The sequence below is a fragment of the Amycolatopsis thermalba genome, assembly GCF_023376025.1.
GTDB classification, from domain to species: Bacteria; Actinomycetota; Actinomycetes; order Mycobacteriales; family Pseudonocardiaceae; genus Amycolatopsis_E; species Amycolatopsis_E thermalba.
Genome location: NZ_CP091196.1, coordinates 1,720,879 through 1,734,555, shown reverse-complemented (window position 1 = coordinate 1,734,555; position 13,677 = coordinate 1,720,879). Strand labels below are relative to the sequence as shown.

The 13,677-nt window shown below is 63.8% G+C and carries 16 protein-coding genes, 1 tRNA gene and 1 pseudogene; 15 read left to right on the top strand and 3 right to left on the bottom strand.

The window, feature by feature from the left end:
• Positions 1-24 precede the first annotated feature (24 nt).
• From L1857_RS08505 to L1857_RS08435, 15 genes and pseudogenes are all read left to right on the top strand, one after another.
• Positions 25-333 (top strand): hypothetical protein, encoded by a 309-nt coding sequence (locus L1857_RS08505; RefSeq protein WP_116112855.1) that lies wholly within the window; start codon positions 25-27, stop codon positions 331-333.
• Positions 334-400: 67 nt separating this feature from the next.
• Entirely contained in the window at positions 401-1,201 is an 801-nt protein-coding gene (locus tag L1857_RS08500; protein WP_116112852.1) for a hypothetical protein, read from the top strand.
• The gene (locus tag L1857_RS08495) at positions 1,198-2,298 is read left to right on the top strand and encodes a hypothetical protein (protein ID WP_162831179.1); all 1,101 of its coding nucleotides are present in this window, start codon (positions 1,198-1,200) and stop codon (positions 2,296-2,298) included. The genes L1857_RS08500 and L1857_RS08495 overlap by 4 nt, the downstream gene beginning before the upstream one ends.
• On the top strand, positions 2,295-3,002 hold the full coding sequence (locus L1857_RS08490; RefSeq protein WP_162831178.1) for a hypothetical protein: 708 nt from the start codon (positions 2,295-2,297) through the stop codon (positions 3,000-3,002). The genes L1857_RS08495 and L1857_RS08490 overlap by 4 nt, the downstream gene beginning before the upstream one ends.
• A gap of 192 nt (positions 3,003-3,194) precedes the next feature.
• Entirely contained in the window at positions 3,195-3,794 is a 600-nt protein-coding gene (locus tag L1857_RS08485) for an MT-A70 family methyltransferase (RefSeq protein WP_116112843.1), read from the top strand.
• A gap of 7 nt (positions 3,795-3,801) precedes the next feature.
• A complete protein-coding gene (locus tag L1857_RS08480) occupies positions 3,802-4,014 on the top strand; it encodes a hypothetical protein (protein ID WP_162831177.1) in 213 nt (70 codons plus the stop codon).
• 158 nt (positions 4,015-4,172) lie between these two features.
• The gene (locus L1857_RS08475; RefSeq protein ID WP_162831173.1) at positions 4,173-4,406 is read left to right on the top strand and encodes a hypothetical protein; all 234 of its coding nucleotides are present in this window, start codon (positions 4,173-4,175) and stop codon (positions 4,404-4,406) included.
• Complete coding sequence (locus L1857_RS08470; RefSeq protein ID WP_205413349.1) at positions 4,399-6,594, top strand: type IV secretory system conjugative DNA transfer family protein; 2,196 nt, start codon at positions 4,399-4,401, stop codon at positions 6,592-6,594. Before L1857_RS08475 ends, L1857_RS08470 begins: the two co-directional genes overlap by 8 nt.
• 199 nt (positions 6,595-6,793) lie before the next feature.
• Entirely contained in the window at positions 6,794-7,627 is an 834-nt protein-coding gene (locus L1857_RS08465) for a replication-relaxation family protein (RefSeq protein ID WP_116112836.1), read from the top strand.
• 23 nt (positions 7,628-7,650) lie between these two features.
• The gene (locus L1857_RS08460) at positions 7,651-8,703 is read left to right on the top strand and encodes a hypothetical protein (protein WP_162831176.1); all 1,053 of its coding nucleotides are present in this window, start codon (positions 7,651-7,653) and stop codon (positions 8,701-8,703) included.
• 134 nt (positions 8,704-8,837) lie between these two features.
• Positions 8,838-9,239 (top strand): helix-turn-helix domain-containing protein, encoded by a 402-nt coding sequence (locus L1857_RS08455; RefSeq protein WP_116112830.1) that lies wholly within the window; start codon positions 8,838-8,840, stop codon positions 9,237-9,239.
• Between the two features lie 26 nt (positions 9,240-9,265).
• Positions 9,266-9,739 (top strand): hypothetical protein, encoded by a 474-nt coding sequence (locus L1857_RS08450; protein WP_162831175.1) that lies wholly within the window; start codon positions 9,266-9,268, stop codon positions 9,737-9,739.
• Positions 9,736-9,975 carry a helix-turn-helix domain-containing protein gene (locus tag L1857_RS08445; protein ID WP_116112828.1) on the top strand — a complete coding sequence of 80 codons (240 nt, stop codon included), beginning with the start codon at positions 9,736-9,738 and terminating at the stop codon, positions 9,973-9,975. Before L1857_RS08450 ends, L1857_RS08445 begins: the two co-directional genes overlap by 4 nt.
• Positions 9,956-11,515 (top strand): tyrosine-type recombinase/integrase, encoded by a 1,560-nt coding sequence (locus tag L1857_RS08440; protein WP_116112825.1) that lies wholly within the window; start codon positions 9,956-9,958, stop codon positions 11,513-11,515. The genes L1857_RS08445 and L1857_RS08440 overlap by 20 nt, the downstream gene beginning before the upstream one ends.
• Positions 11,512-12,615 (top strand): annotated as a pseudogene (locus L1857_RS08435) (recombinase family protein); the annotation flags it as partial. The gene L1857_RS08440 and the pseudogene L1857_RS08435, both read left to right, overlap by 4 nt.
• On the opposite strand, the gene L1857_RS08430 reads toward L1857_RS08435, so the two are convergent.
• The 3 genes from L1857_RS08430 to L1857_RS08420 all read right to left on the bottom strand — a co-directional run bounded on the left by L1857_RS08430 (position 12,496) and on the right by L1857_RS08420 (position 13,383).
• A complete protein-coding gene (locus L1857_RS08430; RefSeq protein ID WP_249464794.1) occupies positions 12,496-12,774 on the bottom strand; it encodes a hypothetical protein in 279 nt (92 codons plus the stop codon). The pseudogene L1857_RS08435 and the gene L1857_RS08430 overlap by 120 nt on opposite strands.
• Positions 12,775-12,873: 99 nt before the next feature.
• Positions 12,874-13,140: a hypothetical protein gene (locus L1857_RS08425; protein ID WP_240323334.1), complete on the bottom strand. Its 267-nt coding sequence runs from the start codon at positions 13,138-13,140 to the stop codon at positions 12,874-12,876.
• Between the two features lie 157 nt (positions 13,141-13,297).
• Positions 13,298-13,383: transfer RNA gene (locus tag L1857_RS08420), tRNA-Ala, on the bottom strand.
• Positions 13,384-13,677 lie beyond the last annotated feature (294 nt).

Below are 13,677 nucleotides of genomic sequence, written 5' to 3'. Positions count from 1 at the left end.
ACGCCACACCGAAGGGAGATCGAGATGGACACCACTAGCCACCGAGCACGTACCCGCTCCGCCAGCGACAGCAAGAAGCGTCGGCTCGCCCGTGCCGTCGACCAGCTCGCTGACCTGCTCATCGAGGTGGAGCCACTCGCGGAGCTGCTGAACTCGACCAACACGCCGCATGAGTACCGCGCGATGCTGCGCGAGCTGGTCGGGGCCAGGCGGTACTTCGCCCTGACGAACAACCTCGACCAGATGTGCACGCGTGCCGCCTGGGAGGCCACACACAAGGAGCGCGGCGTCCGACCTGGAGCTGTAGCCGGTGACGACGTTGCCCCCTCGTAATCGGACGGAGGGGTGGCCGCCCCACCTCTCCTCACCCTCGTCCCCATCCACAGATTGGAGGTGCTTCATGTCCCTGTTCCCGCGCATCCGTCACCGCCTCGCCGGTGCCGTCGTCTTGCTGGCCGTCTTGGTCATCGTGACGGCTTGCAGCTCGGCCGCTCCGCAACACGGCGAGCTGGCCGACGACCAGCGGATTCTCGCCTCGTGCGACCCGTCCGCGCCGCCCGCTTCCCTGGTGGAGATCGACGGGACCGGGTCGAGTGCTTCGGACCAGATCACCGCCGAGCGCATGGAGGCGATCGAGTCGGTCGTGCGGCGGACCGCGATCTGCTCGGGGCAGCTCGGCGTCCTTGTGTTCTCCAGCTCCAGCGCGGCAACGACCATGCTGTTTGACGAACCGCTGCAGCTGGAAGGTGCCACCGACAACGCCCGACTCAAGCGGGTGCCGGAGGTGGTCAGCGACGTCATGGCGAAGATCCGCGCGGCGTACACCCCGGCGGTGACTCGCCTCGACCAAAACGGCAGTGACATCACCGCGCAGTACCGGCTGGCGAACGAGTGGATCACGCAGCTCGGCGGCAAGCTCCGTCTCCACCTGTACGTGTTCACGGATGGCTTCCAGAACGTCGGGGTAAACCTCGGTGCGCGGGCACTGAGCAAGCAGGAAGCCGAGGCGCTCGCCAACCAGGTGAACGTGCCGAAGCTGACCGGGGCCACCGTGGTGATCGCCGGCCTGGGCCGAGTGGCTGGTGTAGCACCCCGCTCCGATGTCGTGGAAGGGCTGGTCGCGTACTACGACGCTCTGTGTCGTGAGAGCGGTGCCGCCAAGTGCCTCTCCGTCACCGACTACACGGCGGCTGGCCAGTGAGCATCGTGAATCACCTTCGAGGACACGGTGCAACCTCGGCAGGCAACGCCACTGACGCTTGGACGCGGGAGGCAGATGCGATCTCCCTGCCCAGGCTCGACGAGGTGGGTGGGCACGCTCGTCCGTCCAGCGTCGGCACCAGCTATGCCGAGCAGGAGTTCCACGCCCGCGCCGACGAGCAGGAGCTGAGCTGGCCCGCCCAAGGCGAGGTGGCCGCACGGCCGTTCCATGTCGAGGCTCGAGGGCTTGAGCGGACGGCCGCGGCGACCGAGTTTCTGCTGACCCAAGCTGAGACCGAGGTCCGCGAAGCGCATGCCGAGTATCAGCGCGCAAGCCAGGTGCTTGGGCCGCACATGCGGCGTGAATCAGCCGGGAAGCTGCGGTACTGGATCTGCTGGCCAGTGCTCTGGTTCGGAGACACCGCCGGCGTCTGGTCGGCTGCCATCGTCAACGGCGACGTGCCGTATGTCGCCTTCGGGCAAGCCCTGTCGGCTGGACTGGCGGCAGCCTGCGCGGGCCTGGTCGGCTCGGAGCTCAAGGACTTGCGCATGGCGAAAGCCCGGCAGCGCGATCCGGACAGCCTCACCAAGGAGGAGCAGCGCTACCGGCGGTTCTTCGTGCCGAGCGGTGGCGGGTTCGGCATCACCAAGCTGATCGGCTTGCTGTCGCTGGTCGTCACGGCGCTGGTCGCGGTAGGCGTCTTCGCCCTGCGGAGCAGCATCGAGGGCAGCGCCGCGGGCCTCACCTTCGGGCTCCTGGCCGCCGCCACTGCCATTGCCTCGGGACTACTGGGGTACGCAGCTGCTGACGAGGTGGCAGACCTGCTCAGCACGCTCAAGACGCGGGTCGCCCGTGCAGAGAAGCAGTACCTCAAGCTGGCCGGTTCCGCACCGCCGCGTCGTCGTGCCCAGGCCGAGGAAACCGCACGATCCATCCAGGCCGAACACAAGCTGCGTGGCCAAGCGGCAGCCAAGGTGATGGAGTCGCTGGCCTGGCGGGTGCAGCGGCGCAACCCGCAAGTATTCGGGCACGGCTTCCCGGCCAGTGAGCAGAGCGGGGTGATCGGGCGACGCTCGCGTCGAAACGGTGCGGCATGAGCCGGTACACGACGCTGCATGCCAGCGCGCTCCTGTCCAGCCGTGTACTCGGCACGCCGACGCCGAGTAAGCAACCTCGACCGGGGAACGTGGAGTACGCACTCGGCAAACCGGGAAGGCCGGCCGAGGTGCCGACGCTCCTCATTACCAGCTTCGACAACTCCGGCTCGGTCACCAGCCCCGGCGGCACCGACCCGCTGTCGAACCGATTTGCCGAAGTCGAACGGGCGTTCTCCGTGGTCGCTCGCAAGGGTTCGTCCCGTGAGCTGGGCGCGGTCATCCACTTCGACACCCCGTCGAGCGGCGAGATCCCACCCACACCGATCACCCGAAGCGGACTCGTTCGGCTGCGTCGCGGTCTGCGACCACCGCTGGACGGGGCCGGAACGAGCGAACTCGGACCAAGTTTGAACCGGGCGATCGAGCTGGCCGAGTTGCATCCGGGTCACGAGGTCACGCTGGTGGTGTTCTCCGACTTCCAGTTGCTCGACGCCAATCCCGCGCAGGTGCTCTCGGACTTGGCGGCGTTCCCTGGGCAGGTCCACGCCGTGGTCCTTGGCGCGTACCTTCCCGCAGGCGTGCTAGACGAGCGCATCACCGTCACGACGATCAAGCAGAACGCCTACCCCGGCTCGGTGGCGCGGGCGCTGTTCTCCAGCTTGGTCGCGCACCGACCCGGCAGCCAGGTGGCCGACGACCCGTAGCGCATTCCACAACGGATAATCCGCTGTCCGCTTTCATGGCGCAGCGATACCGCATCCAGATAAGAAAATCGTCGGCTCGGTCAAATGATCGCCCGACAGTTCGACCGAGCCGACGATTTTCAAACCACACCCTTCACTTCATAACTAGGCACAGATCCCGGGAACGCCGGGACGGAAAGGAGGCACTATTGCATGGAGACCAACACCAACACATCCCCGCGGACTACCGTGCCGTCGAAGTTCCGCACCATCCTGGCCGACCCGCCCTGGGACATCCAGCAAAAAGGCGGCCGAGGCGCGCAGCGGCACTATTCCCTCATGAGCCTGGAGCGCATCAAGGCCATGCCGGTCCGAGACTTGGCCGAGGACAACGCCCACCTCTGGCTGTGGGTCACCAATGCGACGCTGCGCCACGGCTACGACGTCGCCGAAGCCTGGGGCTTCACCGTTCGCTCACCGCTCACCTGGATCATGTTCAAGCTCGGCCTCGGCGCGTACCTGCGTAACGCCACCGAGCATCTACTCTTCGCCACGCGCGGCAAGGCACCGGTGAACTTTCGCTCCCAGCCTACGTGGATCAACGCGCCAGTCCAGGATCACAGCCACAAGCCCGAAGAGCAGTTCGCCATCATCGAACGGATCTCAGACGGTCCATACCTGGAGCTGTTCGCCCGGCGGCGACCGCCGAGCAATAAACCGTGGTTCGTAGGGGGCAACCAGATCGACTCCGACATCAGCCTGGCGGGCTATCCGGTTCCAAGCGATGTTGCACGGGATCCGCAGGTGGGGTGAAGCGGTCATGGGCGACGACAAGAAATCCGACTCTCCTATGAGCAACCCCATCGCTTGGGTCTTCCGCGCCAGCGTGTTGCTGCTGGGCGCGGTGGTCGCACTCAACCTCGCCGTCGCATGGCTACGTCCCCTCCTGCCCTGGCTCATGGGCGGCATCGCCATCGCCTCAACGATCTGGATTGCGGTCGCCATTATCAAGTGGCGGCGGTCGAAGTTCTAGCGCCTACCCCTGTTATGCGTATTTAGAGGTAGGGCGTAGTGGAATTCACAACGGGGGTTGACGTGCTGCTTGAAATCAGCAATAAGTGGTTTCCGAAGTGCTGATTTTGCTGATTTCATTCAGCACTCCCCGCACACGAAAAAGGAAGGAGGTGATTCATGACATCAAAGCGATCAAAGAAATACAGGCGCGCAGGACGCGAGGAACGCCGGATCACGGTGCGTGGTGTCCGTCGTGATCCACCAGATATTCGCAAGCTCTCCAAAGCGCTGATTGCCCTTGCGCAGGCCGAAGCCGAACGCGAAGCACAGGCCGACCAGGAAAGTCGCGAGGCAGGATCGGCAAACAACCCATCTAACAAACCAGCGAAAGGAGGTGCACCGAATGCCTAGCACCAGTTCCCTGGTGTTTTCCCGGCTCTACTTGCCGCGTCCGCTCGATACATCAGCGGTCGCCGCATTCCTCACTCGCCTCGCATCTGACAAGGACGCGCCGCGCGTAGCGCTGGAACTGCGCGCGGACCAGGACGGAGGCGTACGGCACCTCCTCGGGTGTCCGGCCACCGACGTCCAGGCGCTCCGTCGCCTGCTGCGTGACCTGATTCCCGGCAGCCTGCTCACCAAATCCGCACACGGCGAAGCTCCTGCTCGGCCCGACGTTGACGTTACGGGACGCCTGCGCATGCAACCGAGGAGCCTGCCGCTTCGCAGCGACGCACCGGAGGCCACGACCAGAGCGCTGCTCTCGGCAATGGCCGTCCCCCTCAAGGTGGGTGAAGTGGCCGTGCTCCAAGTGGTGCTTGGCCCGCGCAGGTCACCTCGCGTCGTCCCGGCGAACACGCCGGACCCCGGCACCACCCTGGTCGACGCTCTCACCCGAGGCGACCGTCCAGCGGGCAGCGAAACGCGGGCACGGCTACGCGAACGCTTCTCGCAGGCAGGGTTCGCCGCGACCATCCGCATCGGTGCGGCCAGCCCCGACCGCGGCCGGCGTCGTCGGTTCGTCATGAACCTGCTCGGCGCGCTCTCCACAGCCCAAAGCCCAGGGGTGCAGCTCGACCTCGCACGCCAACCAGCGAAGCACCTCAACGACGTACGGATGCCGTGGCGCTGGCCGCTACACCTCAGTGTCGCGGAGCTGGTGGGCCTGCTCGGCTGGCCGATCGGCGAGGACGACCTGCCCGGACTGCCACCAGCACACCCCAAGCCGCTTCGTCCGGCCACGAACGTCCACACCGGCCCTCGCGTGTTTGCCCAGAGCGCCGTCCCTGGCGACGAGCGCCTGGTCGGTATTTCCCCGAAAGACCAGACCTTCCACGCCGTGGCCTACGGGCCGAGCGGCTCGGGCAAGACCAACGCGCTGCTCCACCTGATCCTTGCCGACATCGAGGAGGGGCGTCCGGTCGCGGTGCTCGATCCCAAGCGCCAGCTCATCGACGACATCTTGGCGCGCATCCCGGAGGAACGCATTCCCGACGTCGTCGAACTCAATGCCAGCGACACCCGTCCCGTAGGCTTCAACCCGCTCGACGTGGCCGGCCGCGACCCGGACGTGGTGGTCGATGGCATCCTGGCGGTCTTCGAAGCGGTCTTCGCGGACGGCTGGGGACCGCGCTCGGCGGACATCTTCTCGGCCGCACTGCGCACGCTAGCTCGGGCCAGTACACCGAAGCGTCCCGCCACCCTCGTTGATCTGCCGCGCCTGCTCACCGACCCCCGCTTCCGCCGCCAGCAGGTCGGCCGAGTCCAGAGCGACATGGCGCTCGCTGGATTCTGGTCGTGGTACGAGGCACAGTCGCCACAGGCACAAGCCGCTGCCATCGCGCCGCCGCTGAACAAGCTGCGCCAGTTCCTGCTCCGCCCCGCCCTGATCCGCCTGCTCGACCAACGTTCTGGGCGGTTCCGGCTCCGCGACATCTTCCGCGAGAACAAGATCGTGCTGGTGCCGCTGAATGAGGGGCTGATCGGCCCAGGTACCGCGAGCCTGCTTGGCAGCCTGATCATCGCGGATCTCTGGCAGGCCGCCCAGGAACGCGCCGACGAACCCGACGCCGACAAGCGGCAGGGCGTGGTCTATGTCGACGAGGCACCACGCTTCCTGAACCTGCCGGTCTCCTTGGCCGACGCGCTCGCCGTGTCCCGCTCGCTGTCGGTGGGCTGGTTCCTCGCCGCGCAGTTTCGTGGCCAGTTCCCGAAGGACCTGCGCTCCGCGGTGGACATGAACGCCCGAAGCAAAATCGTGTTCGCCACCGAGTATGAGGACGCCCGCGACATCGCGAAGCTCTCGCGCGACCTCACGCCCGAGGACTTCATGGCCTTGCCGCGCTTCCACGCCTACGCCAACCTCGTGGCCGACGGCATCCCCTCCGCCTGGGCGCTGGTGAAGACCCTGCCGCCGAGGCCCGCCACCACCGATCCCGAACGCGTCCGCGCTGCCAGCCGCGAGACCTACGCCGCTGAGCTCATCGACGCGGCGGACGACTCAGGCGAGGCGGCCACTCCACCACCGCCTGCGGCCTCCACCGCCCCGGCGGGGCTCATCGATCCGGCGCAGATCGGCCGGAAACGGAGGCAGCGATGACGATGTTGAGAATGCAGCGAACCCATCAGTTCGCCCGTCGCTTCGCCCACCTCTTCGCGACCTTCGCTTCTCCTCATTTCCCCAGCTCACCGGCGCTGCCCCGGTCCGTCTGGGATGGGACTGACCCCCGTTCCGGGGGTCTCAGGGGCCGTCACGGCGTCCGCCAGGTCGTGCAGCGGCTCCGGGCAGGAGGCGGCCGATGAGCCCGAAGAACCTCGCGGCCTTGCTGGAACGGCTGTCGGAACGCGACCTGTCGGTGCTGGAGTCGCTGCGGACACATCGGCTGCTCACGACCGCGCACATCCGGCGGCTGCACTTCACTCACGGTCACGCCACGCTCGGCGCGGCGTCCGGGGCCACCATGCGTGTGCTCACTCGCCTCGAAGGCCACGGCCTGATCGCTCGTCTCGGTCGGCGGATCGGTGGCGTCAGGGCGGGCTCGTCCGGAATCACCTGGCAGCTCGCGTCAACCGGCGAGCGGCTGCTGCGCCGCTTGCACGGCGAATCCAAGCGCCGCCGTTACGTCGAGCCGTCCGGGGCGTTCGTCCAGCACACCCTGCTCAAGGCGGAACTCGCCATCCAGCTCCACGAGCTGGCGGGCACCGGGGTTATCGAGCTGGTCAGCTTGGAAACCGAGCCGACGTGCTGGCGATCGTTCGTTAGCCCACAGGGCACCATCGAGTGGCTCAAACCGGACCTCTACGCGGTCACGGCCAGCGGCGATTACGAGGACCACTGGTTCTTCGAAGCCGACCGCGCCACCGAGCATCCACCCGACGTTGTCAGCAAAGCGAAGGTCTACCAGCGGTACGCGGCCACAGGTGCCCATCAGGCCCGCCACGGCCTGTTCCCGGCTGTTCCCTGGGTTGTGCCGGACATCGGCCGCCAGAAGGCGCTTGAGGCTGCCCTGGCTGGCGACACAGCGATCCAGCCGGAGTTGTTCCGGGTAGTCACAGTCGACGCCTTCCGCCAGCTCATCTCGGGTGACCAGCCGGACCCGCCGGCGGGCGGACCGACACAGGAAACCAACTAATGATCACGGAAGGAGGAATGCCTATGGAACATCAACCACATCACCCCGAGGACCGCGACCGCAGCATCCCCGAAGACGAGCGCCTCTGGCCTGGCGAGATCGACCTGACTGGCGTTGTTGAGCAGGAGGAGTCGCTCCGCGACGTCATCGGGGATGCTATCGGCGAGGCCGAGGAGTCAGGCAGCGAAGTCCCAGACTGGGGTGCACGGACGCTTGCTCGCGCGCTCGCCAACCAACTCGACGATCCGCAGAGCGGCGCGCTGCACCACTTCGCTGTCACAGGCCGCGCCGACAAGGAATCGATCGGCGTGGAGCTCGCCGCGATCTATGAGGGAAGCGCGGACGATGAGATCAAGGACTGGGTGAACTGGCTCGGCACGTACGTCGTCAACCTGCCGGACGAAGACACCACTTCATCGGCTGCCGGGAACCAGGAGCAACAGCCCTCCACCCTCGAAGTACCCATCAACGGCACACCGCTTGAGAAAGTCAGCGCGTATCTTCGCATCGCCTTCGCTGAAGCCGACGCCCGCGGCGAAGTGATCTCCCGCGATGCTGCCCAAGCCATCGCCACCTTGCTCGCATCGCTGCTCCCGCAAGACTCCGAGATGCATCGCTTCGCGGATATCGGCGACGCTCACCCAGCGCTGCTCCATGAGGAATGCCACCGCCTCAAGGCGCACAGATGGCAGACACCGGATATCGGGACGTGGCTGACCCGCTTCGAGCAATACCTGGCCGCGCAAACCGACTTGGGCAGACGAGCCAGCGCAACCGAACGTGAGGACAACGCGCAGGTCGCAGAAGGAACCCGCGTGCACGGCGACGCGTTCCGCGCCTACCTGAGCTTGCCGGACGTCGACCCTAACCGCGAAGACCTCGCCTCCTCATTTCGCGACACCTACGTCGGTACGTTTGACACCTGGGCAGCGCTTGTCCGCGACCTCACCGAGGGTGTAATCAGCCAGGAAGAACGCGACCGGTGGGCGCGCGACGGTGTATCCGCAGAGGCCGTGGTTCGTGAAGTCTTCGACATCGTCGAACACCACGGAAAGCTATACGTCTTCTCGAAATAGAACATCGGCGCTTTAGCGAGAATCCCAAGAAATCGCTGAGGGTAATCGGGTATAACGTTGTGGAATTGTCCACAAAGCGCTGAAAATTAACAGCAGCCGAGGTAAAATGGACACACAAAGGGAGAAAAAGCGCAATGAGCGATCAGACAGCACAACAATTCGGCAACTACCTCCGACACTTGCGCCTGAAGCAAGGACTCAGCAATCGGGAACTCGCCCGCCTAAGCGGCATCGACTCTGGTGGTATTACCAGACTTGAAAAGGGCGAAAATCGGCCGACGCCAAAGACGCTCGTAGCGCTCGCTCCTGTTCTCAAAGTATCCCCTATGGATCTTTTCGCGATGGCAGGCTACACGGTCCCGTACGACCTACCAGACCTGCCGACATATCTTCGCACCATGTACGGGTCATGTCTCCCGGAAAACAAGATCGACGAGATCGGCGAATATCTTGGCCGAATTCTCGACGAGTACGGGGCTGACCTCAATGGCCCACGGGATGCTGAAGATGAGACCACCAAAGCACAACTAACTTGACAATTGGGTGGGGAAAGGAGGAACACATGACCATTCACAAAAATATCTCCGCCCGCCCGTCTGAACTTCTCACGATCCTTCGGTCGTTCGCGACGAAGGAACAAGTGTCCATGACTCAAATGCTTCAAGTCGCAGGGGAGCAGGCACAGCTCTTGCTCTCCTGCCTCGACGTACCGACCGCGCAGATCCCTATTCGGCTCGCGCAGCTATTTCCCAGCCTTGTTATCCACTACGCGGCTGATCTCCCTATACCAGCCGTCTCCTTCTGGGGGAAAGACAAGCGCTGGCACGTTCATATTCGTGAGTCCGATCCAGTCGCAGTGCGGGTGTACGCGCTACTTCATCAGCTTAAACACATCATTGATCACCCGCTTCGCCGGAGGATCAATGGTCTAAGTAAGGCCGGTTGGGAGAGACTCGCGCATCATTTCGCCGAGCAAGCACTAGCGGGAGAGGCGTTGTCCATGACGAGTCAACAAAGAAAGGAGGTATGCCTATGACCGAACCACTTATAGCAAACCCATCTTCACGGGAAGGCAACAACAAGCTTCTTCTCACCATTCAGGAGGCGTGTGAAGCGCTGCGCGTCAGCCGCTGGCAAATCTACGAGTTCATCAATGCTGGGCGCTTAAAGACCGTTCGCATTGGCCGCAGACGTTTCATCGTCCCGGCCGACCTCACCGGATTGATCGACGAGTTGCGGGAAGGGGGTGGTAATGTCCGGCAAGCGAGCTAATGGTGAAGGCTCCATCTACCGTCGCGCAGACGGTAGATGGGGAGCTTCGGCGTTCGTCGAAACGACAAGCGGCAAACGTAAGCGTATCCACGTCTACGGCAAGACGAGACAGGAAGTCCACGACCGCCTTACCGAGAAGCTTGCCCAAGCCCGCAAGGGAATTCGGACGCCCGACAAGGAGTGGACCGTCGGGGCGTACCTGGATTACTGGCTGACCAACGTCGTCACTTCGAAGAACCGCCCTCGAACCGTCGAGCTCTACGAGGCGTGCATCCGCCGTCACCTCAAGCCGGCGCTGGGATCGATCCGACTAACCAAGCTCACCGTTCAATACGTCCAGACCTTTCTCAACGAACAGCTGGCTGCTGGCAGCTCAACGCGGTCCATTCACCAGATGCGGAGCACGCTACGCGCCGCACTTTCACGGGCCGAACGAGAAGAGCTGGTCGTCCGCAACGTCGCCAAGCTGGTCGACATACCGGCCTACCGGCGCAAGCCAATCACACCGTGGACGGCCGAGCAGACCCTCGCCTTCCTGGACGCTGCACGCGACCACCGGTGGTACGGCGCCTACCTCATGCTGCTCGCCTATGGGATGCGCCGAGGCGAGGTTCTCGGGTTGCGCTGGCGCGATGTAGACCTGGATCAGGGCATCATCCATGTGCAGCAACAGCTCCAGCGTATTGGTTCCAAGCTCATGGTCGGCGACGTCAAGACTGAGGCCGGACGCCGGATCCTCCCCATAATCGCGCCGGTTCGCGACATTCTGCTAGATCTTGCCGTTCAACGGTACGCCAGCGAACTGAGCCGTCCCTACGACCCGAATGACGACGGCACTAATGACCTCATCTTCCTGTCGAGTATGGGCACGCCGATCGATCCAAAGAATTTTGTTCGAACCTTCCACGAGATCCGCGAGCAGGCCGGGCTGCCACGTATTACCGTTCACCACACTCGTCATACCGCAGCCACGCTCCTTAAGAAGCTCGGCGTACCAGCACGAGACGCGCAGCTGATTCTCGGCCACTCACACATCACCACCACCCAGCAGATTTACCAGCATGGCGATATCGAAGGGCAGGCCAAGGCGCTTGAACGTGTGGGCCAGATAATAACAGAGGGCGTTGCTGCAAAAAGTGCTGCAAATCCCGAGTTTTCCACAGGTGAAAGCACGATTCTTCGTGCGCTCACCCCTGGAGGGCCAGGAGGGGCTCGAACCCTCGACACCCTGCTTAAGAGCCACGTCTTTACAGAGGTGGTCCTGACTTCTACCCCTAATCTTGGCCACGTACGGACGCTGGCGTACGCGCACATTTTAGCGTCGGTTGCAGTCAAAAACTGCTGCAAAACCGTCCCCGCAGGCCCTCGCCTGGGCACTTCACTCGTTGCCGAGTGGATATATCTTCTGCGCCTTCTAAGAACGGTTGAAGTGCGGCTGATGACAATGAAGAGCTTCCCCTTTAATCTGCTGCCGCCCAGCTCTGTCCACACCCATAACGAAATGAAGGAAAGCGAGACAAGGAAGGAGGCGATGACATGACCAGCGCCTACCTCGATCTAGATGATTTCGAATCCTACGAAGAGGAGTCCACGTCCTACTCCACGCTGGCCAGCTCATCATCAGCGGAGCCGGGTATGCGCTCCGTCCGTTACCTGCGGGTCTCATCGCGAGGTCAGATGGACACAGACTCCCATTTCGTCGCTGACGGCAACTCCATCGACTCGCAACGCAAGGCCACCACAGCCAAAGAGCGGGCGCTCGGACTAACGAACGTGGGCGAGTACATCGAGCCAGGAAACTCGGGGCAAACCATCGCCGAGCGGCCGTTCTTCCAACAGCTACTCAGCCGAATCATTAAACAGCGCGACGTCGACTACGTCGTGGTCGACATGCGTTCTCGCGCCTTCCGAAACCACATAGACGCAGCCGTCACCAAGCAGCAGCTCCTCAAGCTCGGGGTCAGGCTCGTCTCCGCCCAAGAGGACTTCGGCGAAGGCATCATGGCCGACGCGATGGAGGCCATCACCGACATCTTCAACGAAGTCCAGGTCAGGCTCAACGGGCTCGACATCAAGAACAAGATGGGCAACAAAGCCCGGAACGGCGGCACGCTCGGCCGGGCACCGCTGGGCTACCTCAATGTCCGGCGTGAGATCGACGGCAAGGAGATCCGCACGATCGACCTTGACCCCGAGCGTGCGCCACTCGTGCGCCTCGCCTTCGAGCTGTATGCCACGGGCGAGTACACGTTGGCTGACCTCTCAGACGAGCTGTACGACCGCGGACTGCGCACGCGCCCCACCAGGCTGCACCCTGCCAAGCAGGTGTCGATCAACAAGCTCTCGCAGATGCTGCGGGATCGCTACTACCTCGGCTACGTGACGTACCAGGACGAAGAGATCAAAGGCCGCCACGAGCCCTTGATCGACGAAGACCTCTTTGAGCGCGTCCAGGACATCATCGAATCTCGATCCATCGCGAAGGAGCGCCGCCGCGTGCATCACCACTACCTCAAAGGCTCACTGTTCTGCGGACGCTGCAAGCGCGCCGGCCGAACCGGACGCATGATCCTCCAGAACGTCGTGAACTCCAAGGGCACCACCTACACCTACTTCTTCTGCCGCAACAAGCAGAGCGGTGCCTGCGACGCACCGCACATCAACGTCCTCCTGGTCGAGGATGCCGTCGAAGCGCACTACGCCACCATCCGCTTCAGCCGGACCTTCGTCGCGGACGTCCGTGCTCACATCGGCGAGGTGATTGGCGAGGAGGAGGCCGCCGCCCGGCTCCTGCATCAACAGCTCACGAACGAGCTCCGCGCGCTCGACGCTCGCGAGGACAACCTGATCGACCTCGCAGCAGACGGCACCATCCCACAGGCCAAGATCAAGGCGAAGCTACGTGAGATCGAACGCCAGCGGCACCGGCTCACCGAGCGCCTCAACGCCTCGAATGACGACCTCTCCGACAGTGCCCGCCTGATCGAAGCGTGCCTGAAGCTCCTGGAGAACCCCCGTGAGCTGTACCGACGCTGCGACGAGGAGCAGCGTCGCCTGCTCAACCAGGCAATCTTCCACGGCATCTACATCGACGATGAGCGGATCACCGACCACGAACTCAGCGAGCCCTTCGCTCGCCTCCACGCCCTTCAGCGCGCCCGACAACTCGCCCAGGCTGACAAGCCCGACCCCGGCACCACGCCGCCCAAGGACGCCAACAGGGCCGTCTCCACTAAGGGAGACGGCCCTGTTTCGTTGGACGGTGTCGAGGTCCTACTAGCGGGCATTGACTTGGCCCCGTGTTCTAGTAAGACCCCTAGGGTGGAGCTAAGGGGACTCGAACCCCTGACCCCCACACTGCCAGTGTGGTGCTCTTCTAGCTTTGACCTGCGACTTTTGGAGAATTCCCTGGTCGGCTGGGGCACTTTGGGGCAGTTCGGTTCCGTTCAACTCCGTTGAATGCCGCTCTGGGCGTGTCCGTGCCCCAGTTTTGCCCCAGGCGCAAGCCGCGTGAAAACGGGGCGGCCACCCGGTTGCCATGGGGATGCCGAGCCGCCACGGGCTGCCTCGGGCTACCGGGATCTACCTGGCGGCGACGGTGAAGACGGTGCGGTTGTAAAACGTGCTGAGGAAGTGGGCCTGACTACGGATGAGATCCGGGCGTTCTGCACCTGGCCCTGGGTGAGCCGGAGGACTGCAGCA